This window comes from candidate division WOR-3 bacterium (genome assembly GCA_039804165.1).
Taxonomy (GTDB): Bacteria; Hydrothermota; UBA3072; order UBA3072; family UBA3072; genus JAFGHJ01.
Map to the genome: position 1 here is coordinate 62,767 of JBDRZZ010000002.1, position 22,746 is coordinate 85,512.

The window sequence follows — 22,746 nt, forward strand, 5'->3', positions numbered from 1 at the left end:
AAAAACAACCCTGAAAATTATAGATTCTAACTACCTATACCAGTGCCCCGGAACATATTTAAAATTAAGACTCTTATAATACTCAAGGGATTTGGATGGTTTTTCTAAACCTTCAGGGATTGGCTTTTTGGAGAAAGTCTGAAAATACAAAACACAAGCGTCTCGCCACCATTTCGCTTCTTTTTCCTGAATTTTTAGAAATTCTTCAACTTTATTATATCTTTCTTCGTCAATTAACCCTTTGAGTTTTGCCCAAGTCTTTCGCATATTCTCTACAGATTTAACTCCTTCATAGTATCTATAACACAACTCTTCCCAAAGAGTCCTTCCATTTTTCATTTTGTAATCCCAAGGAAGATGGTGAAACCATAAAAGATATTCGTCGGGGCAGCTTTCTAAGTTAGAAAAAAAATTAGCCACAGGAGGATAATACTGACTTACAGCATTACTCCCTTTGGAAGTTCTATCAAAACCGATTCCCACTGAATCTGCTTTATGGTAATAAACAGAAGTCCAGTCAGGTCTTCCTTCACTAATCCATGGAGCAGGTCCGTAATGATGCCCCCATCCCATTATGTGATGTAATCCCAAAGGGGTCATGTAATTAACTGCTACTTCCCTGGAGGTAAGCATCATCTCTTTTACTGATTTAACAAATTCAGGGTTGTTAGTAAAGGTCATCCTGATCCACTCTTCAGCTATCTCTTCGGAGCTTAGTCTATGATTCCAGCTAAGTCGTCCAAAAGCATACCAGTTAGCCTGATCAAAAGGACTTCCACACCAGTCTCTATCGGTTCCGATATTAGAAACTCCTGCGATTCCACTTATTGAGTGTCCAAAGAGAGAGCCGTCTACTACTTTAGAAACGTAAGAGCCTTTCCCTTTAGCATAGGTGTCAAAATCTAAGACTTCTTTATATAAAGGAGCAAGATAGACCAAGTGAGTAGAGAATCCTAAATACTCCTTAGTAATTTGAAATTCCATCATTAAAGGTGTCTTTTTCATTGCGCCAAATAAGGGATGGAAGGGTTCTCTCGGTTGAAAATCTATTGGCCCATTTTTCACCTGAATTAATACATTTTTAAGAAAGTAACCATCAAGAGGTTTGAACTCATTATACGCTTGTTTAGCTCTATCTTCTGGGATCTTAGAATCATAAACAAAAGCTCTCCACATTACAATTCCCCCATAAGGGACAAGAGCTTTTGCCAACATATTCGCTCCATCTGCATGTGTTCTTCCAAAATCTTGTGGACCTGGTTGACCTTCTGAATTGGCTTTAACAAGGAATCCTCCAAAATCAGGAATATACCTGTAGATTTCTGCAACTTTATCTTTCCACCATTTTATAACTTCTTTATTAAGAGGATCTGCGGTCCCTAGCCCTCCTATTTCCATTGGAGCATTAAAACGGGCAGTTAAATAAACTTTTATTCCATAAGGCCGAAAAACATTACTAAGAGCAGCTACTTTTTCAAGATAAAATGGCCTCAACACCTCTGCATTAGCATTTACATTCGTAAGCACAACTCCATTAATCCCAATTGAAGCATTGGCTCTTGCATAGTCTTTATAACGAGGATCTATATAATCTGGTAATTTGTGCCAGTCCCATATAGAGAATCCTGCATAACCCCTCTCAACCGTTCTATCAAGATTATCCCAGTGATTTAAAATGCGATACTTAATAATTGGAGATTCAATTATTGAAAGATTCTCAATACTTTTTTGAGTTTGAAGAATTCTAAGAAAATTAAAAACCCCATAAAGTAAACCAATATCTGTCCGTGCAGAAATTAGTGTGCATTTCTTACCTTTAACGATGATGCTTTTTATTATGAAACCTTCTTCATTTACTTTATTTAAAATCTCTTCTATCCCTAACTCAGAAACGAGGTTAGAAGATTTTAAGCTTCCTACAATGAGAACTCCATCTTTATTCACCTTATCTGTAATTCTTATAGATTTTCCTAGTAAACCCCTTAACCCAAGCATTAATTCTTCTCTTGCTGCTTTTAAAGTTGGAGTATTTCCAGGAAAATAAACTACTTTTAAGTTTTCTTTGTATTCTTTCAACCTTTCTTCGTTATCTATTTTATCATAACGTAACCACAATCTATAACCATCTTCAGAGAAAATCTTAAAAGGAGCGGAGATGGTCAGTAAAAGTAGTGAGAGTCTCAAAATTATTGACATATCTTCCTCCTTATAATTTAAAGCTTACCAAAATTTCTCCTTAAATACTAAAAGAAGCCTTTAGAGGTAGGGTAAAATCATTATCTGGATCAAATGTCGCTTTTCTTCTTCCACAGCTATAAGTGTAAGTTTCTCTTTATAATTCTCTTCGTAAGGAATCAAAACAAATATTACTTTTTTCATTTTCTCCTTCTTAGAATAATTAACAAAAATTTAACCCATTTATCCAAATAATCAAGATTTGAATATCTTAAGCACTAAGTTCCTAATCAATAAAAATCTCTTAAAAATTAATTATTTTCTCCAAAACCACACTGCCATTTCTCCGGGAGTGCGATTGGACCATGCATAATAAGGTATAGCGAATAATTCTCTTTCCCTCCCTTTTTTATCTAATACTTTACCTTTAATTACAACTAAACCTTTTAATAAATCTTCGCAGTATACAGGGTTAAGCTTAGCATCATTTGGTATTACTAAGTCAAAGACTCCTTCCTCGTTGTCAACCTCTTCGGCACAGTAAACAATAGGACCACGAACAAGTGCAACTTTGTTTACATCATCTTTAACTTTTTCGTTTGCCAAAACTCGCCGAACAGACATTGGTAGAACTAATTCAATTACATCTCCTTTTGACCACTTTCGAGTAATCCCGGCAAATCCTTTATTAATCTTAAAATCGTAAAAATTATCATTTACTTTTAAGGTTATTACCTCTTTATTCTCTTCTAAATATCTATAGAGGTCGCTTGGGACCACTTCTCCAATAGCCCATCCTGGGATACGAATATTTAAGGTAAAAACCCTTTCACTTTCCGGATTCAATATTATTTTTATTTTCCCATCCCATGGATATTCGGTTTCCTGCTGAAGGAAAACTCTAATACCATTCATATTTACATTAGCCTTGTTTGCAACGAAAAGGTTGATATATAATGTATCACCTTTATATGCATAAATATAATTGGGGATTGAAGGCATAAAGCGAATAATATTCGTTGGGCAGCAAGAACAGTCAAACCATTCCTTTCTCGTTAAAGAACCTTGATTAAACTTAAATTTTCCATCAGATTCAAGAGGATTCGGATAAAAAAAAGAATTTCCTTCCAGAGAAACTCCAGAGAGCATCCCATTATAAAGACTCCTCTCTAAAACATCTATGTATTTCGCTTCGCCATGAAGTAAAAACATTTTGTGAGTCCAATAAATAAAACCAATTGCAGCACAGGTCTCATTATAAGCAGTTAGATTGGGTAATTCGTAAGCTTCACCGAAAGACTCTCCTTCATGGCGAGACCCTATTCCTCCTGTTATATATAATTTTTTAGAAACCACATCTTCCCACAGCCTCCTAACTGCTTTTAGATAAGAGGAGTCTTTCATAATTGCTGCAATATCCGTCATTCCTGAATACATATAAACAGCTCTGACTGCGTGACCAACAGCTTCATTTTGTTCAATTACTGGTTTATGATCTTGACTGTATGAACCGTAAAGTTCGTGGCCCTTTGCATTACCTCTTTGGTCTAAAAAGAATTTTGCCATCTTAAGATATTTTTCTTTTTTTGTTAAGAGATATAATTTTACTAGACCTGTTTCAATAATCTGATGGCCTGGCACATCGAGTCTTTTTCCGGGACCAAAGGTTTTGCAAATCAAATCTGCATTCTTTAAAGCAATATTCAAAAGATTTTTCTTTCCGGTTGCTTTATAATGAGCAAAAGCTGCCTCATACAAATGACCCATGTTATACAATTCGTGGCTTGCTCCAAGATTAAACCAGCGAGGGCCCGGTTTTACCCACCAGGCCGGAGTCTTCTCAGGATTTATTGTCTTCCAAGTGCAAAGATATCCGTCTTCTTCTTGAGCTATGGCAATCTTTTCGATAATCCCATCAATATATTTTTCTAACTTTAAGTCAGGATGGCAAGCTAATGAATATGAAGCTCCTTCAATTACCTTATAAACATCAGAATCATCGAAAGGCATTTTGCCCTCATATTCTCCCCCCAATAGTCCACCAGCTCTGGCAAAATTTCTAATTCTTCCTTCCTTTTCGCATTTTTCAAATCCAAAGGGGATTGTAACAGTTCTATTGGTCTCAATTCGTTTTGACCAAAAATTATCAGTTAATGTTATATCTGTAAAAGAAACGGGTGTAAGTGGATAGAGACTTTCTTTTCTTTTGTAATTCGTTGCACAGGAGACCAAAAAGATCTCAAAAAAGAAACCTAATATTTTAATAAGGGATTTAATACTCATATTCCCTCCTAATTTTTTATTTGTTCTCGCTTCTAATATAAACAATTTACCGGACTCAGGTAAATTATTTTTTAATATAACATCAATTACCAAAATAGGCAACATCAAAATCTCAAAGATAAATTATCTTCCTTATTTTTATTGATTTTTTAAACATTTCTAAGAGGAATTAAATCAAACCTTGACATTAGGGATTAAAATATTTAATATATCTTGCAAATTAGAGGAAGAAATGGACCATTTAAACATCCTAGAAAACAATAGCATTTATATTATAAGAGAAGCCTATCAACAGTTCCAAAAAGTGGCTCTTTTATGGTCTATTGGTAAAGATTCTACAACGTTATTATATCTTATAAGGAAAGCTTTTTTTGGTGAAGTTCCTTTTCCTGTGCTTCATATTGATACAGGATATAAATTTGAAGAAATTTATAATTTTAGAGATGAATATGTAAAGAAATGGAATCTTAATCTTATAATCCATCGTAATGATGAAGCAATATTAAAGAAGATGGGGCCAGAAAAAGGAAAATTGGAATGCTGCACTGCGTTAAAAACGAATGCTTTAAAAGACGCTATCAGCAAATACAGATTTCGAGCTTTATATCTTGGGATAAGAAGAGATGAGCACGGTATAAGAGCTAAAGAAAGGGTATTTTCTCCTAGGGATGAAGACTTTGAATGGGATTATAGAAATCAACCTCCAGAGCTCTGGGATCAATATAAATCAAAGGCAAGAGAAGAAGAGCATATAAGGGTTCATCCTCTTCTCGGATGGACAGAGATGGATATATGGGAGTATATTAAAAGAGAAAACATTCCTGTTGTAACTCTTTATTTCGCAAAAGATGGGAAAAGATATAGAAGTATCGGTTGTAAACCTTGTGTTATGCCTATCGAGTCAAACGCTCAAAATGTTGATGAGATAATTAAAGAGTTAAGAGAAACAAAAATATCAGAGCGAAGTGGTAGAGCACAGGATAAAGAATCTGATTATATTATGGAAAAACTTCGTGCTCTTGGCTATATGTAGAATAAGAATTTTTATGAGAGCTGAAACCCCTTTGAAATTTGTCCTAATAGGACATATTGACCACGGTAAATCTACTCTTATTGGAAGACTTCTTTACGACACCAATTCTCTTCCTCCAGATAAAGTTGAAGAAGTGAGAAAGGCTTCAAAAGATGTTGGGGATAGTGAAATAGAATTCGCTTTTGTTATGGATCACTTAAGAGAAGAAAGAGAACAAGGAATTACCATAGATATAGCTTATTCATTTTTTAGAAGTAAAAAAAGAGAATATGTAATTATAGACGCTCCTGGCCATGTGGAATTTGTAAAAAATATGCTTACAGGAGCTTCTCAAGCAGAAGCTGCTTTGCTTATTGTTGATGCTGTAGAAGGGGTGGAAGAACAAACCAAAAGACATGCTAATTTGATCTCAATGCTTGGCATTAAACAAGTTATTGTTGTTATAAATAAAATGGATCTTGTTAATTTTAAAGAGGATTTGTTTTCTTCCCTAAAAAATGAGATTGAGGATTTTCTCTTATCTCTCAATTTAAAACCATCTTATTATATTCCAATTTCTGCACTAAAGGGCGATAATATTGTCAAAGAGTCTGAATCTATGAGATGGTATAAAGGGCCTACTATATTAGGAGCTCTTGATTCTTTAAAAAGTGATCCTCTGCCTGTAGATAAAGAACTCATTTTCCCAATTCAGGATGTTTATAAGATAAGAGGAAAAAGAATTGCTGTGGGAAGAATTGAAACTGGAAGTTTATCTATTGGAGAAGAAGTGGAAATACTCCCAAATGGAGAGAAAACCTTTATAAAATCCATTGAGAAATTTGAAGGAGAAATAGAAAAGGCAGAAGCTGGGGAATCAATAGGAATTACAACAGAAACTCCTGTTTTTTTAGAAAGAGGCTTTGTGTTGGTAAGAAAAGGAGAAGAACCTTTAGTAGGAGAAAGCCTTAATGCAAATCTTATATGGTTCTCAAAAGAGCCTTTAAAGAAAGAAGAAAGATTAACGATTCGCCTTGCCACTCAAGAAACCAAGGGTAGTATTTTAAAAATAAGAAGAAGGATAGATTCTTCTTCTCTTAAGATATTAGAAGAAAATGGTTCCTCTTTAAACAATTTGGAAATAGGAGAAGTTGAAATAAGGACAAAAAAACCAATTGTTTTTACAAAATTTAACAAAGTTAAAGAAATGGGGAGGTTCGTTCTCATTAGAGAGAATGATCTTGTAGCAGGTGGAATTATCAACTAATTAAAAAGGGGGGGCTTATTCTCTTTAAAAAAAGAAAAAGAAGAATAATTATCCTTGGGATTGATGGAGTTCCTTATAGTTTTTTAGAGAAAGGCATAGAAAGTGGTAAGTTTGAAAATATAAAGAGAATTTCTAAGGAAAGCGGTGGATTAAAAAGATATAATTCGGTTTATCCAACAGTCTCTTCTGTGGCTTGGAGCTCTTATATGACGGGGAAGAATCCTGGGGAGCATTCAATTTTTGGATTCGTGGATCGCATCGCAAACCCTTTTAAATTGAAAATTCCTCTTGCAACAGACAGAACTGCTGAGACTTTTTGGAAAAAGCTTTCTCTGGAAGGGAAAAAAGTCCTTGTGATGAATGTTCCTCTAACTTATCCTCCGGAAAAAGTAAATGGTATTTTAATTTCTTGTTTTCTTACTCCATCTATAGACAAAGCAGTAAATCCACCTTCTTATGTTGGATATTTAAAAGAAAAAAAATATGTGATAGATGTAGATCCAAATTTGGGGCATAAAGATAAAAGGCAGTTTATGAAAGAATTGTTTCAAGCTCTTGATAGGAGGATGGAGGTTTTCTTTGATTTGTTAAATAAAGAAGATTATTACCTGGCTCAATGTCATATAATGGAAACAGACCGATTAAATCACTTTTTTTGGGGAGATTATGAGGAAGGAGGAGAATTCAAGGAAGATTTTGAGAGATTTTATTATAAACTTGATAAATGGATAGGGGAGACTTTCAAACTGCTAAGCGAGAATGATACCTTTATTGTTTTATCGGATCACGGTTTTTGTAGAATTAAATATAATGTTCAAATAAACCATTTCTTGGAAGAGGAAGGGTATCTTTCTTGGGAAAAAGAGCTTCCAGAAAATATCACAGAAATTTCAAAAGATTCTCTAGCCTATTCTCTTATTCCAGGAAGAATATATTTAAACTTAAAAGGTAGAGAAGAGAAAGGAAATGTCCCATTAGAGAAATATGATAAAATAAGAGAAGAATTAAAAGAAAAATTGTTGAATCTTAGAAGCCCAGAAGGAGAAAAAATAATTGAAAAGGTATTTTTTAGAGAAGAAATATATAAAGGAAAATACCTTGAAAATGCGGCGGATATAATAGCTCATCCTTCTTGGGGGTTTGATTTAAAAGCAAATGTTAATACCTTCTCTATTTGTGAGAAACCAAAGGCAATAGAAGGAATGCACACTTATGAAGACGCTGTAATCTTTGGAGTAGGAATAAATCTAAATAGAGTAAATTCTATAGAGGATCCTCTTAAAGTTTTACTAGAAAATAGTTATTAACAAAGAACTTACTTAGAGGAAGAGAATAGAATTTTTAAACTCTTGACAATTAAAAGATTTATTGGTAATTTAATAAAAATAAATATTATGGAAGCCAATGATACGGTTAAAGAATTCTTAGAAAAAGTAGAGGATTTATCTAAAAATAGCTCTTTTTTGTGGAGCGACCTCTTGGAAAAGGAATTAACTTCTTTACAAGAAGTAGAAAAAGTAAGGGAAGAGCTAAGAAATCTTTATGCTTCAATGGCTGTAATTTATGAAGGATCTGATTCTTTCAGAGCTATTGTAAGAAAGAGTGAAGAATTATTATCTTTCGGTCTTAGTCTTGTTAATGAAGCTCTTAATAAAATTTATTCCTTTAATGATATTACACTTTCCTTAAGTAGCAAGATGGAAGAATTAATAAGTAAAAAGGAAGAGATAAATACAATTATGGAAGAACTTGAATCTCTTAATGAAATATCCGCTAATACAGCTAGAAATGCTGAAATTAAGGCTTATCAAGCAGGCTCTTCTGGGAAAGGTTTTGAAGTGGTGGCTGAGGAATTGGGGAGGATGACGGGAAGAGCTTTAGACTCTGTTAGAGAGATGGTAGAGAAGTTGGAGGATCTTAAGATTCGTTCAAAAGAGGCGAGAGAGAGGTTTGAAAAAATAAGAGAAAACTTATCTGGATTTATCGAAAAGGCTAATGAGCTAAAGGGAACTTCTGATAAAGCAAAAGATAAAATTTCTTTTATTATAGAGACTTCGGAAAGGTTATTTACTCTTCTCGAAGAGCTTACAAGAAGAAGAAAAAATATTGAGGATGCGACGAATTCTTTTTTCTCTTTCTTGAAAAATAGAATAGCAAGATTCTTAGAGATAGATTCTCTTTTCTCTCAAGGTGAAGCATTAAAGGAAATTTTTAAAAATCATATAGAACTTTTTATGCATTTGCTTGAGAAAAATTCTGATTTTTTGCCTATTGTTATTTCACAGTTAAATTCTTTTCTAAAAAAAATGAGCATTATAGGACAAGATAGCTCCCTTGGTGTTTCAGGCATTAGTCTAACAAAGTTCACAGATAATCTTGAACTTTCAGCTATTTTTGAAATGAGAAATTTATTTGGAGTAATTGGGAGGGAAATTGAGAATTCAAAAGAGATTATTAAAGAAATGAAAAACCAGGCAAAGAATAGCTTTGGTAGTATTTTGAATGTGGAGTCTTTTATACAAAAAAACTTAGAAGTTGTAGGAGAGGTGGCAAATATTGAGATAAATTTATCCAGGATATCTTCGTCTCTTATAAGATTGGTAGAAAATATAGAAGAATTTATAGGGCATTTGAGGGGGGTTGCTTTATACGGTAAAATAGAAGCTTCAAGAATTCAGGAAGATATTGGGGGTCTTTCTGTAATTGTGGAAGAAATGTATTCTCTTTCTGAGAATTATACAAAATTGGGAGATAAATTAAACAGATTTTTTTACCCAATAAAAGAAAAGATTGAAGATATAAAAACAACAACTATCACACTTGAAAGAATAGTCCACAGGCTTAAAGATATTGTTGAGGAAAGTAAAAGAGCTTTTAAAGAGAATGAAGAGCAAATTGAGTCTCTTGGGGAAGTTGCTGAGAGTATTCGACCTTTTATTGATGATCAGGAAGATGTGGTTACCGAAATAGAGGCCACTCTTAAAAATGCGACTAAGGAATTTAAAGAAAGCTCAAATAAAATCAAAGAGCTTGAAAGTAACTTGAATGAGGAAAAAGCCTTAACCGAGGCTTTCATCCAAGACGAAAACTGGAAATCATTATCTTTTGGAATTGGAGAAAAGGGGAAACGTTCAACTTTGAAAGTCCACTTAAAGGTTGAGCCTCTAAGTTTGGATCCTCTTTACGAGGATTGTCCTTATGTAATGCAAGTTTTATATCTTCTCCATAGAGGCTTGTTCGATTGTGGTTTTTCTGGAAAAATTTATCCATTTCTTGTGGATAAATGGGAACTCTCTGAGGATTTCAAAAAATTTTATTTTGTGATAAGAAACGATGTTATTTCTTCAAAAGGGAAAAATATTGACTCTGAAGATGTAAAGTATTCCATCGAAAGAATAATGGGAACAGATAATATATTTTTCCCGATAAACAAAGTAGAAATTAGTGGAAAATATTCTTTTTCTGTTTTTTTGGAAGAAGTTAACCCCTCTTTTCTTTACAATTTATCTCTTTTAGAAAGTTCTGTGCTTTCGAAGGGGAATAAAAATGGAATAGATGGGATTGGTCCTTTTAAATTGGCGGAATGGAGAAAGGGAGAAGAAATAATCTTAGAATCAAATCCAAATTATTTCTTTGGAGTTCCTTATCTTTCAAATTTAATATTCAGGATAGCAGAAAATCCTATAGAAGAATTTAAAAGTGGAAAAATAGATATCATAATGATTGATTATGAAGATTTTATTAAAGTTAAGACCAAAGATATAGTTGCAGGAAATATTTTTCCTTCTTCTTATTCTATAAATTATCTTGGTTTTAATTTTAGTATAAAGGATCTACCTTTTAGTAACAGTAAGGTCCGTCAGGCTTTAAACTATGCGATAAACAGAAGGACTTTGATAGAGGAATACTCTTATGGTCTTACTCAACCAATAGATAAGACCTTTTCTTCAGAGTTATGTAATTATGATTTGAAAATAGATCTTTACAATTATGATGAAGATAAAGCAAAAAGGCTCCTACAGGAAGCGGGGTTTCCAGGGGGCTTGCCAGAAACTTATACTTTGTCAGTTTGTGATTTCCCGACTTTTGTGAAAAGGGCTGAGTTTTTACAGGAATCTTTTTCTCGCATTGGTATTAAATTAAAAATTGAAAAAAGTTCTTGGAGAAAATTCTTAAAAAAAATTCAAGAAAAGAAGACTCAGCTCTTTTTGCACAGTTATACCCTTGAGACTAAAAATCCGATTAATTTTTTGATTAATCTTTTCTACTCTTCTTCGAAGTGGAACTTTTCTTTTTACTCTAATAAAATTTTAGACAATAAAATAAAAGAGATACAAAGGGAAGTAAGTCCAATTAAAAGAATTAAACTGTATGAAGAGGCGGAGAGAATGATCTTAGAGGAAACCCCTTTAGTTTTTTTGGATAAGGCCGTAAATTTTATATTAGTAAGAGAAAATGTATTTGGATTCCACTCCGGTTGTGGAAACCGTATCCATTATGAATGGGTTGGAGTTGAATGATGGAATTTTTAAGTTTTAAATTAGAAGAAAAGTTTTTTGGAATACCCTTAGAAAACGTGAAAGAGATTGTTGAAGAAAGAGAGATAACCCCTGTTCCCTTATCAAGTGATTATATTGAAGGGGTGATGAATTTTAGAGGGGAACCTGTTACAGTTATTAATTTAAGGAGAAGATTGGGAATAAAAGGAAATTCTACATCCAAAGAGATTATACTTTGCACAATTGGAAATAAATCAGTAGGGATTAGACCAGATATGGTTCTTGAGATCCATAAGATTCAGACTGATAAGTTGAAGGGTGTTCCTTCCGCCTTAAAGAAAGAAATAGAGTCTAAATATATAAAAGGAATTGTAAAATTAAAGGAAGAATATATAATTCTTGATGTAGAAGAATTAATATGATAAGGAGGAAAAATGAGTGCAAGGATTTTAGTAGTAGATGATGCAATGTTTATGAGAAAAATGCTGGCAGACATTCTTCAAAAGGGTGGCTACGAAATTTGCGATGAGGCTTCAAATGGTGCAGAAGCAGTTGAGAAATACAAAAAGGTAAAACCAGATCTTGTGACAATGGATATAATAATGCCAGATATGAGTGGGATAGATGCGATAAAGAAAATAAAAGAATTGGATCCAGAAGCGAAGATTGTGGTTGTTAGCGCTATGGGTCACCAAAGTTTAGTCGTTGAGGCAATTCAAGCGGGGGCTAAGGACTATGTTGTAAAACCTTTTCAGCCTTCAAGAGTTATAGAAGCTGTCCAAAGGGTTTTGAAATTATAAAAAATATGAAAGAAGAATTTAAAGAATATATAAAATTATTTAAAGAGGAAACAAGTGAATATTTAGAGAAGCTCACCAAAATAATGGTAGAGCTTGAAAAGAATCCTAAAAATGAAAATTTGGTAGAGGAAGCATATAGGATTTTTCATACACTAAAAGGGATGGCTGCTTCTATTGGTTATAACGAAATTGAGACAATTTCTCATAATCTTGAAGAAAAATTAGAACTATTTAAAGGGAAAGAGAAACTCCCTACGGAGATTATAGACGAGATTTTCCGAGGAATGGATAAAATAGAAAATTTTCTCCTAACCATTGATAGTCCTATTTTAAATAAAACCGAAGAAAAAGAAGGGCCTTTTCTTGAAATTCTGTTTAAAGAAGACATAGACCTTCCTGCTGCAAGAGCAGCTGTTATTATTCAAAGAATAGAAGAAAAAACGGAAATTGAAGAGACCATTCCTTCTTATAATGAAATAAAAGCTGGAAAGATAGGAAGAATTTTAAAGGTTCGTTGTAAAGACCCTGAAAAAGTTATAGATATTGTGGCTTCTTTTTCCGAAGTTGAAGAAGTTAAATTAAGAGAGAAAAAAGAAATAGAGAAAATTCCAAAAGGAGAAATTGAAGGAATAAGAGTTAATGTGAATACTTTGGATAGAATGCAAAATTTAATAGGAGAGTTACTTGTATCAAGTTCTCAAATCTCCGAGATCGTAAGAGGGTTGGAAGAAGAAAGCTTCCAAGAGATTGTGGATCTTCATAATAGGAGCATAAAAGAGTTAAAGGAAATTGTTACAAGTTTAAGGCTTGTTCCTCTTTCTTTGATTTTTAATAAAATCCCAAGATATGTTAGAGATTTGAGTAAGAAGTTAGGGAAAGAAGTAGAAATTGAAATTTTTGGTTCAGAGATTGAGGTGGATCGGTCTCTTCTTGAAAGTATTGGAGATCCTATGATTCATCTTATTAGAAATGCAATTTATCATGGGATTGAGCTTCCGGAGGAAAGAGAAGCCTTAGGAAAATCCAGAGTAGGAAAGATCACTCTTCTATCAAGAAATATAAAAGGAAATTTGTTACTGCAGATAAGCGATGATGGGAAGGGAATAGATGAAGAAGAAGTTTTACTTACTGCACTTAGAAAGGGATTAATTAAAGAAGAAGAATTAGAAAAGATATCTAAACCTGAAATCTTAAGATTTTTGTTTCTCCCTGGCTTTACTACCAAAGAAGAAGCAGACAAAATTTCTGGGAGAGGAATTGGTTTGGATGTGGTTAGAAAGATGGTTCGTTCTATGGGGGGTAGTGTTAACATTTATACGGAGAAAAATAAAGGGACCACAATATCAATAAAATTACCTCTTTCAATGGCAGTAATTAAAGTTTACCTTATAGGTGTAGATGAGCTAATGGTTGGGTTACCAATGACCTTTGTGGATGAAACAATTACAATTTCAAAAGATTCTATTTCTAAAATAATGGGAAAAGAACTAATATTACATAGAAAAGAAATCCTTCCTGTTTATAGAATTTCTCAAATGCTTAACTGTGGTCCTTCAACAAATGGTAGTTCACAACTTCCTTGTGTGATAATAGAAATAGAAAATGAACGTTTTGCAATTGTGGGAGGAGTGTTTAGAGGAAGTATGGAAGCGGTCGTTAAGCCTTTACCTCCTCCTCTGGACAAAATTAAAGAATATTTAGGAATAACAATGATGGGAAACGGTAAGCCTTGTTTAATTCTTGACTTACCAACTTTAAGATATAGGAGGGACTATGAAAATACAGGATCTTAAAGAATTACAATTAGATGGCATAAAAGAGGCTGCTAATATTGGTGGTGGGCATGCTGCTACAGCTTTAAGTCAAATGTTAAATAAAGAAGTGGAAGTGAAAGTCCCCGAAATTGAAATCTTTCCTATTGAGAAGACTTCGGAGATACTAAATCTTAAGGGAAATATTGCGGTGGCAGCTCTTACAAAATTCTTTGGAGACGCTACTGGGAGGAATATTGTTGTTTTGGACGATAAGGATGCAAAAACTCTTATTGGAATTTTGCTGGGAAGAGAAATCTCTGATTATTCTGAGATTGATGAAATGGGGATTTCTTCAATAAAAGAAGTCGCCAATATTCTTTGTAGTTCTTATCTTAGCGCTATCTCCGAATTCTTAGGACTCCTTTTGCTCCCTTCTGTTCCTGTAATTGTATGGGACGATTTTAAAGCTATAATCTCAAGCGCTTATCTTGAATTCACTTTAGGAGAAGAATTTGTTTTCTGTGTAAAGAGTATCTTTTTCTTTAAGGATACAGAAACCCAGTTTGAAGCTTATCTTTTGCTCATTCCGGATTCTGAGAGTTTGAGTAATATTTTAAAGGCAATGAACTTATTATAAAAATGGAAATTTCGGAACAAGAAAAAAAGCTTTTAAAACTATTCTCGAAGAAAATTGGACCTGCGGATTCGGGTTCTCATAATAATCTTGCTGTTGTTTATTATAATAAAGGGCTTATAAAGGAAGCTGTTGAAGAATTGAAAAAAGCTCTTTCAATAGATCCTCACTTTACTTTGGCAAAGAATAACCTTGATTACATTTACAGAACCACAGGTTACTATGATGAGCAAATCGAACAATTAAAAAAGAAACTTGAGGAAAATCCAGATGACTATACCTCGAGACTTGAATTGGCAAGAGCATACAAAAGTATAGGTAATTATTATGAAGCTATTGATCAATATGGTAAATATTTAAGGCACAAACCTGCAGATGTTGAAGCACTTCTTGAAATGGGAATAAGTTGTAAGGCAAGTGGTTTTTACGAACCAGCGATTGAACAATTTAAAAAAATTTTAAGAATAGATAAGGGAAATGCTGCTGCGCATAAACATTTAGGCGAAGTATATTATAATTTGGGTATGTTCTCGGGAGCAATAGAAGAGCTTAAAAAGGCAATTCAGATTAATCCCAACGATGCAGAAGCTTATTACTTACTCTCTTTTACTTATGGAGAAGAAGGAAAATTTGACGAAGCCACAAAAGCTGCTAAGAAAGCAATCAAGTTGAATCCATATCTTGCTAAAACAGAAGCAAATTTGAGCCTTGGTCTTTATAAAAGGAAAGGTTACGAAGATTTCCTATCTGTGCCAAAGGAAAAAATTGAAACGAAACCTTCCTTTGGATACTATGCTATGGGGCTTGCTTATAAAAATAAAGGTCTGTTTAAAGAAGCTCTTCAAGAACTTAAAAAAGCTGTAGAAGTAGATCCGGGAAATTTTCTCGCAAAAGAGCAGATAGGAGAAGTATATCTATTTATGGGAGATAATGAAGAGGCAATAAAGTACTACCTTGAGGTCCTAAAACAAGAGCCTGATATGCCAAAGCTCGCCAATAATATTGGGATTGCTTACCATAGACTTGGAAGGCTTGAAGAAGCTATTTCTTGGTATAAAAGAGCAATTTCAAAGGATCTTAATTATGCAGTTTCGTGGAACAATCTTGGAGTTGCATATTATCACTCAGGGGCTCCAAAGGAGGCTTTTAATTGCTTAAAAAGAGCAAGAGAAATAAATCCTGAATACCCTGATCCTTATTTGAATATAGGCCTTATTTATATGACAAGAGGGAATTACGAAACTGCAGAAAGATTTTTTAAAAAAGTTATTGAGATGAAAGGTGAAAATCCTCTTGCTTTTAATTATCTTGGTTCTGTTTATCTAACTTTGGAAAGATTTGAAGATGCAATATATTTCTTCAAAATGGCAATAGAAAGAGACAGCGAATTCGCAGAAGCCCTTTATAATCTTGGTTTTGCTCTTTCCAGAATAGGGAAATATGACGAAGCCTTAGAAGTAACAAAGAAGGCTATGGAAATAGATCCTTATTACTCAAGCAATAGATTTAAATTAGGGGTGGATATTTACTCTGAGCAGCTTGGGATTCTTGTGGCGAGAGAATTAACAAAGGATATGGAAATTGGAAGAGTGGCAAAAGAAACTCCTGAGGAATTTTTCGAAGAACTTTTTGAAGCTCCCAAAGAAGTAGAGATCAAAAAAACAGAGAAAATCGAAGAGAAAATTCAGGAAGCTCACAATTTATTTAATGAAAACAAATTGGATAAAGCTTTAGAGTTGCTAAATAGCATAAGAAATTTGGATCCAATGAATGAGAGTGTATTACTCCTTTTGGGTAAAATATATGATAAGAAAGGTCTTTTTGGAGAGGCAAAGGATGTTTTAAAGCTCTTGGCCTTGAAGAATTTTGAGGCTTCAAAACTTTTAGTAAAAGTTTACCAAAAAAATGGAGAATGGGAAGAGGCTTTAAATCTCGCTAAAGAATTAAATAAAAAATATCCCAAAGACTCTTTTCCTTATATTGCAGTTGCTCAATCTTTAAGGAGAAAGAAAAAGTATAAAGAAGCAATTGAGTTTATAAAAGGATTTTCTAATTGGGAGAAAGACCCAGAAATTCTTCTTGAGCTTGCCTCTTTATATGAAAAGTTAGGAAAGAGAAAAACAGCTTTAAATTTGATAAAAAATAGTATTTCAATTTCTCCTTCTGCAGAGGGATATTATAAACTTTCTATGATTAGAATTAAAAGGGGGGATTTCAAGAAGGCCTTGGACTCTTTAATCGAAGCAAAGAAGTTAGCTCCTAAAGAGAAAAGGATTTTAAAATGGCTTGTTAAGCTTTATCTCATTACAAAAGATTACGAAGCGGTTATAAATAGTGCAAAAGAAGTGAAAGAGATTATAAAAGGGGATAGTGATTTAGCTTTATGGGAAGGGAAAGCTTATTATTATAAAGGAGACCTTGAGGCAGCTACGAAAAGTTTAAGGCAAGCTATAAACTTTAACGAAAAGAATTTTGAGGCTTATCATTTACTTGCTTCTATATACTTTAGAGAAGGGAAGTATATAGAAGCGGAAAAACTATGGTCTAACATAATAGAAAAAGGAGAAGATAAAGAGATTACTGGAAAGGCAAGAGAAGCGATAGAAAGCTTATTCCGTCTTAGAAAAATTACAGGAGAAATGTAATGCCTATTGAAGGACAGATAAAAGAACTTGGCCTTTTTGAACTTTTACAATTGATTTCTTTGGCAGAAAAAAAGGGGATATTGACCATTACAACAGAAGAAACTGTTAAGCCATATCTTCTTTACTTTGAAAAAGGAAACCTTGTTTCAATTGAAATCTCCCAGAGATTAAAAAAAGAGATGATAAAAAGAGGATTTTTGAATGAAGAAGAAGTAATTAAAATAGAGGATGAAGAGTTCGTGAAATATTTAATTGAAAAGGAAGTGCTCCCCTTAAGCACTTTTAGAAGTATTTATATTCAGGCTGCAACTGATGTTCTTTATTCTTTATTCTTACTCAAAAATGGCCATTTTGTTTTTGAAGATGTAGATTTTGAAATTCCAGAATATCTTGTCTTAAATATGAAGATTGAAAATATAATAATGGAAGCTGCAAGAAGAATAGACGAAATATCTAAAATGGAGGAGATTTTACCAAATACTGATATCGTCCTTGAGGTCTCGATGGATTTAGTAGAGAAGAAACAAGTAGACCTATCTCCTATGGATTGGAAATTGCTTTCTCTCATAAATGGGAATCTTACTATAAGCGACCTTATAAATAAGGTAGGGGACAAATTCGCTGTTATGAAGTCTTTATACGGAATGGTTATGGCAGGAATAATAACAGAAAAAAAAATCCCTATAAATGAGATGGTGAAAGAAATAGAACCATCTAAAGATAAATTCTTAGAGAAGATGAATTTTATAAGAAGGTTATGGAATAAAGGAGAATACGATGAGGGTGTAAAAGAACTAATTAATCTTAAAGAGATTTATCCTGAAAATCCATTGATTTCCTACAATTTGGGTTATTTCTACTTGGCGAAAGGTAATTACAAAGAGGCTATTTCCGAATGGAATTCTTTCTTGGTTTTATCTTCTGAGGAGAAGAGAAAAGAAGAAATTAGAGAACTCCTTGATTTAATAGAAAAAATTAATAAAAATATTATAAATTGGGAGGTTTTAATTGAATAAAGAAGGGCTTCGTCCCGACCTTAATTCTTTGGATGTTCTTATCTCTTTGGCTGATCTTTATGTGGAAAATGGCCTTTTAGAAGAAGCTAAAGATTTATTGAAAACTGCCATTGAGGAAAATAATGAAGCAATTAAGCCTTACATAAGTTTGAGCAAAATTTATATAAGCCAAGGCAAAAAAAAGGAAGCAATTGAAATTTTAAAAAGAGCTTTCAAAATAGATTCAGAAAATAAAGAAATTAAAGAGCTTCTCAATTCATTAAAAGAAGAGACCATAAAAGAGGTAAAAGAAGCGAAAAAGGAAAAGGCTCCAAAACCAAAAATTGGCGGGGAATCCCTTACGGAAATCTTGGATAAATTGACAAAAATAAAAGGAATTATAGGAGTTTTAGTTGTAGATGATATTGGAGCATTGATAGAAGGGAAAGTGGAATTGCCAATAGATAAAGAATCTGCAGGAGCAATAATTTCTTCTATATTTGATAAAATACAGTATTCGGCTTTTGATCTTAAAATTGGGGAGGTTAGTAAAGTCCTTCTTGAACTGCCGGGCGGGAATATTATGGTTTTTGGATCAAAGAACTTGAGATTTATCATTATGACGAACAAAAATGTTTTGCTTGGAGAACTTGAGAATATATTAATAGAGGCTTTTGATAAGACACTTAGATTTTTAGGGGTTGAATGATGAAAGAAACGCTGAAAAAAATTGCTACAATAGAAGGTGTTTTTTCTTGTTTCTTGGTAGATAAAGAAGGAGAAGTTATAGACTATTATGGTAATGAAGGGTTAGACCCATCTATTGTAGCTGCGGCAGTTGCAAGTGTATCAGTGGATCTTTCTACTCAAATGAATATTCCAGAGGATTTTTCCATAACTGTTCTTGCAGAAGAAAAAAACCTTTTTATAATTACACAGAAGAACTTTATCTTAGCTGTTTTTACAAAGCCAAGTGTTGACACAGGTAAAATTAGATTCGAAATAAAAAGAGGCGCAAAGGTTATTTCAAAAGAACTTTAAATGGGTAATATTATACTTCTAACGGAAAGTGAAAAAAGAATTGAAAATTATCTCGAAGAAATACTAATTAAAACAGGAGCACAACAAATCTTTCTTGCAGCGAAAAGTGGAGAAGTTCTTGTTTTTTCTGGAGCCAAACCAAAGAAAAAATTGGATTCAATAACAGCTCTTCTTGTTGGAGCTTTTAATGCAACGGAGAAATTAGCCGAGCTTATTAATGAAACCTATTTCACCCAATTCTTTATAAAAGGGAAAAAATGGAATGTTTTGTATCATAATATTGAATCTCAGTTTTTATTGGTGGCTTTATTTAAAGAAGAAACGCTTTTAGGACCAGTAAGAGTGCTTTTAGAGGAACTTGTTCCTAAATTAAAAGAAGAATTGGCTATCTCTAAAAAAGAAAAACCTTTTAAATTTGAGAAATTAGATGGGGAAAAGTTGATGGAAGAGTTATTCAAAAAATGAGAAAAAAATTTCTTATTATATTTTTTATATTCATCTTTTTTATATCTATTTTTATTATTCCAAAGATTATAATAGTGAGAATAGAAGAATTTATAAAAACCCGAACCATTTCTTCACTTCCTAAGGGAAGTTTTATAAAAGAAATAAAGCTGAATAAGTTAAATGGAATAACAGTTGATTCAGTATATATAAAGGATTTTGGTATTATTCCTAAGATAAAAATAAAATATTCTCTTTTAAATATTCCTCGCAGAAGAATAGAAAAAGCGGAGGTCTTTTCTCCTTATTTTTATTTAAAAGAACGCAAAAGAGAAGAAATAAAAAAAATAGAAATTCCAGTTTTTTTTATTAAAAAAATTGAAATAAAAGACGCTAATTTATTTTTTAAAAATCATAAGATTTTGATTAATGGAACAGGAAAAATTCGTTCAAGCTGGAAAAGTAAAGTTGCTTTTGACTTCGAAGAACTATGGGGTAATATTGATGGAACAGCTTTCAGCCTTAAAGGAACTCATTTGTCCTTCGCTGGATATATATCAAATTTAGAAGTTCAAAATTTGAAATTTGGAGACTCGGAATTTCTGATAACCACAGATAAAAAAGGAATAAGAGGAGAAGGGAAACTATACCCAGAAGATTTAAAAGGTTTTTTTGATTTAAAAACCAAAGGGTTTCTGAGAATCTATTTTGGATACGATTCCACAATTACTTTTAATGGGGAATCTTACTTAGAAAGTTTTATGGGATTTAAGTTACCGAAGTTTGTATTTCAAGGGGAGAAAAATTCTATAAATTTAAAAGGAGAAAACTTCTCTGGACATATAAAAATTGAAGAAAATATTTATGGAGTTTTCTTTTTAGAAAATTTTAATCTAGGGGAAATAAACGAGAAATATCCAGAGTCTAAATTATCAGGCTTAATTAATTTTTATTTTTCTGCTAAGGAAAATTTAAAGGTTTCTTCTTCTCTTAAAGGAGAAATAGTTGGAAAACCTCTACAATTTTTTGATCTTATTTTGTTAAAAAAGGGAAATAAAGTTTTTGTAGATAGTTGCATTGGTAGATTTAATGATGGAACATTTTCCCTTTCGGGAAGCTATGGAGACAAAATAGAGGGAGAGGTAAAATTGAGCAAGTTAGACATTTCTCCTATAGCCAAATATTTAGGAGTAAAACTCTCTGGGATTTTAAGTGGTGAAGCATCAATTAATGAGAAAATATATGGAGCGTTTTCTCTGAAAGAACTTGATTACAAGTCTTTATATTTCAAAACCATAGAAGGGAATTTGAATTTAACCCAGAAGAATAAAAAATTCCCAGGGTTAATAAATTTTGTGTTTAAAGATATTTGCTTTAAAGAGGGCAAATTCTTTGAAGTTGGAGAGTCAATCTTAAAGATTGAAGAAAATAGTTTAGATATAAAAGGAACATTTAAGAGCAAAGAGAAAAACCTTGAATTTAAAATTGTCTCAACTCCTTCAATGGTAAGGGTTGAGAGTTTTAATTTTGAATATAGAGACAAATACCTTTTATTAACAGAACCTTTTTTCTTTAATAAGAATACTCCTTTTCTCCTTGAAGATATTAATTTTATAGGGAATAGAGGAGAAGATTTGAGAATTAAAAGAATGTTGATCTCAAAATCAGAGATTGAAGGAGAGGCCTCTTTAAAAAGATTCAGACCGGAAATTCTTAGAGAGTTTGGAATACTTATACATCCTTTTTTTGGATATGTTTCAAGCGAAATTTCTATAAAGGGTCCTTTAAGTTCTCCTACATTTGAATTTAAGGGGAACGGAAAATTAGGGTTTGATGAATTAAGTATAGGAGATTCGTTAATTTTTTCCTTAATCTTTAAAAAAAATGCCTTGTATTTTAAAGATTTTTTGGTTGTGGAAGGTGGAAATTATTCCACATTTGAAGGAGAGTTTAATCTCAAAAATTATTCTATAAATATGAACATTAAACTAAAGGAAGCTGGAGGCTGGGTTTTTTATCCGTGGAGGAATTTCTTAATTTCAAAAAAGGCAAAAGTTAATGGAGAATTGAAGGTAAAAAACAATTTTAAGGGACCGTCCCTTTATGGAGAATTAGAAGTTTGGGATTCAGAAATTATTACAAAGAAAATGGGAATTACAATTGGGAATCTTACTGCTAAGGCATCTTTTAATGGTGAAGAGGGAGAAGTTAAAGATCTTTCTGGGTATTTAGGGGGAGGGAGTATAAAAGCAAAAGGGAATTTTATGTTGAAAGATAAGAAATTTGAATTTGATGTTAGACTAAGAGACACCCCTTTTAACTGGCAATACATAAATGCAATAATAGATGGAAGATTGCTGATAACCAAATTTGATAAAGGATTAAGAATAGAAGGGGATCTCGAACCTCAACGAGCTACAATAACTATGCAATTTAAAGAAGAAGAAAAGGGAATGAGACCATCGAATCTTTTTCTAAATTTAAAATTTGATGCAACAAAAGGAAATGTCTGGTTTAGAAATGATCTCGCTAATATAGAGCTTGTAGGAAAGGTTGGTATAAATTATGAAGGAGGTCCTTTGTTAGTATCAGGAAATTTGGAAGTGAAGCAAGGAAGATTTTATTATCTTTATAAAAATTTTGAAGTTATAGAAGGGAAATTTAATTTTAACGAATCTCCGGAGATAAATCCGAATATAGATGTTAAAGCAATAACTCTTATTTCTAATAAGGAAAACGGAATTTCCTATAAGGATACAGTATTCCTTGAGGTTACAGGAACAATGAAAGCTCCTATTTTTGACCTCTATTCTAAGTCTTCTTTATCTAAAGCAGAAATAATGGCTCTTCTTTCTTTAAATCTTAGCTGGGAAGAATTATCTTCTGTTAAGGCCATTGAACAATCAGTTACTGAAACAGTTTTTAATTATTGGGTTAGACAGACATTAAGCGAAAGATTAAAAAATGAATTTGGTATTGATGTTTTAGAATTGCAAGGTGTTAGCGGTCATTACGAATTTGTTTTGGGTAAATATGTAACAGATAAACTCTTTGTCAAAGCTAAAACAGATATTCAGTCTTATGGGATTTCTGAATTTCAGGCAGAATACAGAATAAAGAAATGGGGATATATAACTGCCGAAAGAGACTTTATTGGGAAAAGTAGATTTCTATTCAATCTTGAGTGGAGATATTAG

At 32.7% G+C, this 22,746-nt stretch carries 17 protein-coding genes; 14 read left to right on the plus strand and 3 right to left on the minus strand.

The annotated features are described in order from the left end of the window. Positions 1-30 precede the first annotated feature (30 nt). From ABIN61_01385 to ABIN61_01395, 3 genes are all read right to left on the minus strand, one after another. A complete protein-coding gene (locus tag ABIN61_01385; protein ID MEO0292859.1) occupies positions 31-2,196 on the minus strand; it encodes an alpha-glucuronidase family glycosyl hydrolase in 2,166 nt (721 codons plus the stop codon). A 60-nt stretch (positions 2,197-2,256) separates the two neighbouring features. After that, positions 2,257-2,379, minus strand: a complete 123-nt coding sequence (locus ABIN61_01390) for a hypothetical protein (GenBank protein ID MEO0292860.1) — start codon at positions 2,377-2,379, stop codon at positions 2,257-2,259. A gap of 111 nt (positions 2,380-2,490) precedes the next feature. After that, positions 2,491-4,458, minus strand: a complete 1,968-nt coding sequence (locus tag ABIN61_01395) for a glycoside hydrolase family 127 protein (GenBank protein MEO0292861.1) — start codon at positions 4,456-4,458, stop codon at positions 2,491-2,493. A gap of 232 nt (positions 4,459-4,690) precedes the next feature. Between ABIN61_01395 and cysD the strand changes: the two genes are divergently transcribed. Genes cysD through ABIN61_01465 form a run of 14 tightly spaced genes read left to right on the plus strand, consistent with a single transcriptional unit; the run spans position 4,691 to position 22,746 of the window. After that, complete coding sequence (cysD, locus tag ABIN61_01400) at positions 4,691-5,491, plus strand: sulfate adenylyltransferase subunit CysD (protein MEO0292862.1); 801 nt, start codon at positions 4,691-4,693, stop codon at positions 5,489-5,491. Positions 5,492-5,504: 13 nt separating this feature from the next. After that, positions 5,505-6,737: a GTP-binding protein gene (locus tag ABIN61_01405; protein ID MEO0292863.1), complete on the plus strand. Its 1,233-nt coding sequence runs from the start codon at positions 5,505-5,507 to the stop codon at positions 6,735-6,737. Between the two features lie 59 nt (positions 6,738-6,796). Then, positions 6,797-8,044 carry an alkaline phosphatase family protein gene (locus ABIN61_01410; protein ID MEO0292864.1) on the plus strand — a complete coding sequence of 416 codons (1,248 nt, stop codon included), beginning with the start codon at positions 6,797-6,799 and terminating at the stop codon, positions 8,042-8,044. 42 nt (positions 8,045-8,086) lie between these two features. Continuing rightward, positions 8,087-11,257 carry an ABC transporter substrate-binding protein gene (locus tag ABIN61_01415; protein ID MEO0292865.1) on the plus strand — a complete coding sequence of 1,057 codons (3,171 nt, stop codon included), beginning with the start codon at positions 8,087-8,089 and terminating at the stop codon, positions 11,255-11,257. Continuing rightward, a complete protein-coding gene (locus ABIN61_01420) occupies positions 11,254-11,658 on the plus strand; it encodes a chemotaxis protein CheW (GenBank protein MEO0292866.1) in 405 nt (134 codons plus the stop codon). The genes ABIN61_01415 and ABIN61_01420 overlap by 4 nt, the downstream gene beginning before the upstream one ends. Before the next feature lie 12 nt (positions 11,659-11,670). Then, entirely contained in the window at positions 11,671-12,036 is a 366-nt protein-coding gene (locus tag ABIN61_01425) for a response regulator (protein MEO0292867.1), read from the plus strand. 5 nt (positions 12,037-12,041) lie between these two features. After that, entirely contained in the window at positions 12,042-13,829 is a 1,788-nt protein-coding gene (locus ABIN61_01430; protein MEO0292868.1) for a chemotaxis protein CheA, read from the plus strand. Then, a complete protein-coding gene (locus ABIN61_01435; protein MEO0292869.1) occupies positions 13,810-14,427 on the plus strand; it encodes a chemotaxis protein CheC in 618 nt (205 codons plus the stop codon). Before ABIN61_01430 ends, ABIN61_01435 begins: the two co-directional genes overlap by 20 nt. 2 nt (positions 14,428-14,429) lie before the next feature. Continuing rightward, on the plus strand, positions 14,430-17,069 hold the full coding sequence (locus tag ABIN61_01440; protein MEO0292870.1) for a tetratricopeptide repeat protein: 2,640 nt from the start codon (positions 14,430-14,432) through the stop codon (positions 17,067-17,069). Then, on the plus strand, positions 17,069-18,085 hold the full coding sequence (locus ABIN61_01445) for a DUF4388 domain-containing protein (protein ID MEO0292871.1): 1,017 nt from the start codon (positions 17,069-17,071) through the stop codon (positions 18,083-18,085). The genes ABIN61_01440 and ABIN61_01445 overlap by 1 nt, the downstream gene beginning before the upstream one ends. Continuing rightward, entirely contained in the window at positions 18,078-18,773 is a 696-nt protein-coding gene (locus ABIN61_01450; protein MEO0292872.1) for a tetratricopeptide repeat protein, read from the plus strand. Before ABIN61_01445 ends, ABIN61_01450 begins: the two co-directional genes overlap by 8 nt. Beyond that, complete coding sequence (locus ABIN61_01455) at positions 18,770-19,105, plus strand: hypothetical protein (GenBank protein MEO0292873.1); 336 nt, start codon at positions 18,770-18,772, stop codon at positions 19,103-19,105. The genes ABIN61_01450 and ABIN61_01455 overlap by 4 nt, the downstream gene beginning before the upstream one ends. Beyond that, positions 19,106-19,570: a roadblock/LC7 domain-containing protein gene (locus ABIN61_01460; GenBank protein ID MEO0292874.1), complete on the plus strand. Its 465-nt coding sequence runs from the start codon at positions 19,106-19,108 to the stop codon at positions 19,568-19,570. It begins immediately after the preceding gene. Beyond that, the gene (locus ABIN61_01465; GenBank protein MEO0292875.1) at positions 19,567-22,746 is read left to right on the plus strand and encodes a translocation/assembly module TamB domain-containing protein; all 3,180 of its coding nucleotides are present in this window, start codon (positions 19,567-19,569) and stop codon (positions 22,744-22,746) included. The genes ABIN61_01460 and ABIN61_01465 overlap by 4 nt, the downstream gene beginning before the upstream one ends.

Excerpts from the sequence above, each read along its gene's own strand:
- ABIN61_01420 (MEO0292866.1), top strand. The coding sequence starts at position 11,254 with ATGATGGAATTTTTAAGTTTTAAATTAGAAGAAAAGTTTTTTGGAATA.
- ABIN61_01385 (MEO0292859.1), bottom strand. The coding sequence starts at position 2,196 with ATGTCAATAATTTTGAGACTCTCACTACTTTTACTGACCATCTCCGCT.
- ABIN61_01435 (MEO0292869.1), top strand. The coding sequence starts at position 13,810 with ATGAAAATACAGGATCTTAAAGAATTACAATTAGATGGCATAAAAGAG.
- ABIN61_01425 (MEO0292867.1), top strand. The coding sequence starts at position 11,671 with ATGAGTGCAAGGATTTTAGTAGTAGATGATGCAATGTTTATGAGAAAA.
- ABIN61_01460 (MEO0292874.1), top strand. The coding sequence starts at position 19,106 with ATGGGTAATATTATACTTCTAACGGAAAGTGAAAAAAGAATTGAAAAT.
- ABIN61_01390 (MEO0292860.1), bottom strand. The coding sequence starts at position 2,379 with ATGAAAAAAGTAATATTTGTTTTGATTCCTTACGAAGAGAATTATAAA.
- ABIN61_01440 (MEO0292870.1), top strand. The coding sequence starts at position 14,430 with ATGGAAATTTCGGAACAAGAAAAAAAGCTTTTAAAACTATTCTCGAAG.
- ABIN61_01455 (MEO0292873.1), top strand. The coding sequence starts at position 18,770 with ATGATGAAAGAAACGCTGAAAAAAATTGCTACAATAGAAGGTGTTTTT.
- ABIN61_01395 (MEO0292861.1), bottom strand. The coding sequence starts at position 4,458 with ATGAGTATTAAATCCCTTATTAAAATATTAGGTTTCTTTTTTGAGATC.
- ABIN61_01465 (MEO0292875.1), top strand. The coding sequence starts at position 19,567 with ATGAGAAAAAAATTTCTTATTATATTTTTTATATTCATCTTTTTTATA.
- ABIN61_01430 (MEO0292868.1), top strand. The coding sequence starts at position 12,042 with ATGAAAGAAGAATTTAAAGAATATATAAAATTATTTAAAGAGGAAACA.
- ABIN61_01405 (MEO0292863.1), top strand. The coding sequence starts at position 5,505 with ATGAGAGCTGAAACCCCTTTGAAATTTGTCCTAATAGGACATATTGAC.
- cysD (MEO0292862.1), top strand. The coding sequence starts at position 4,691 with ATGGACCATTTAAACATCCTAGAAAACAATAGCATTTATATTATAAGA.
- ABIN61_01445 (MEO0292871.1), top strand. The coding sequence starts at position 17,069 with ATGCCTATTGAAGGACAGATAAAAGAACTTGGCCTTTTTGAACTTTTA.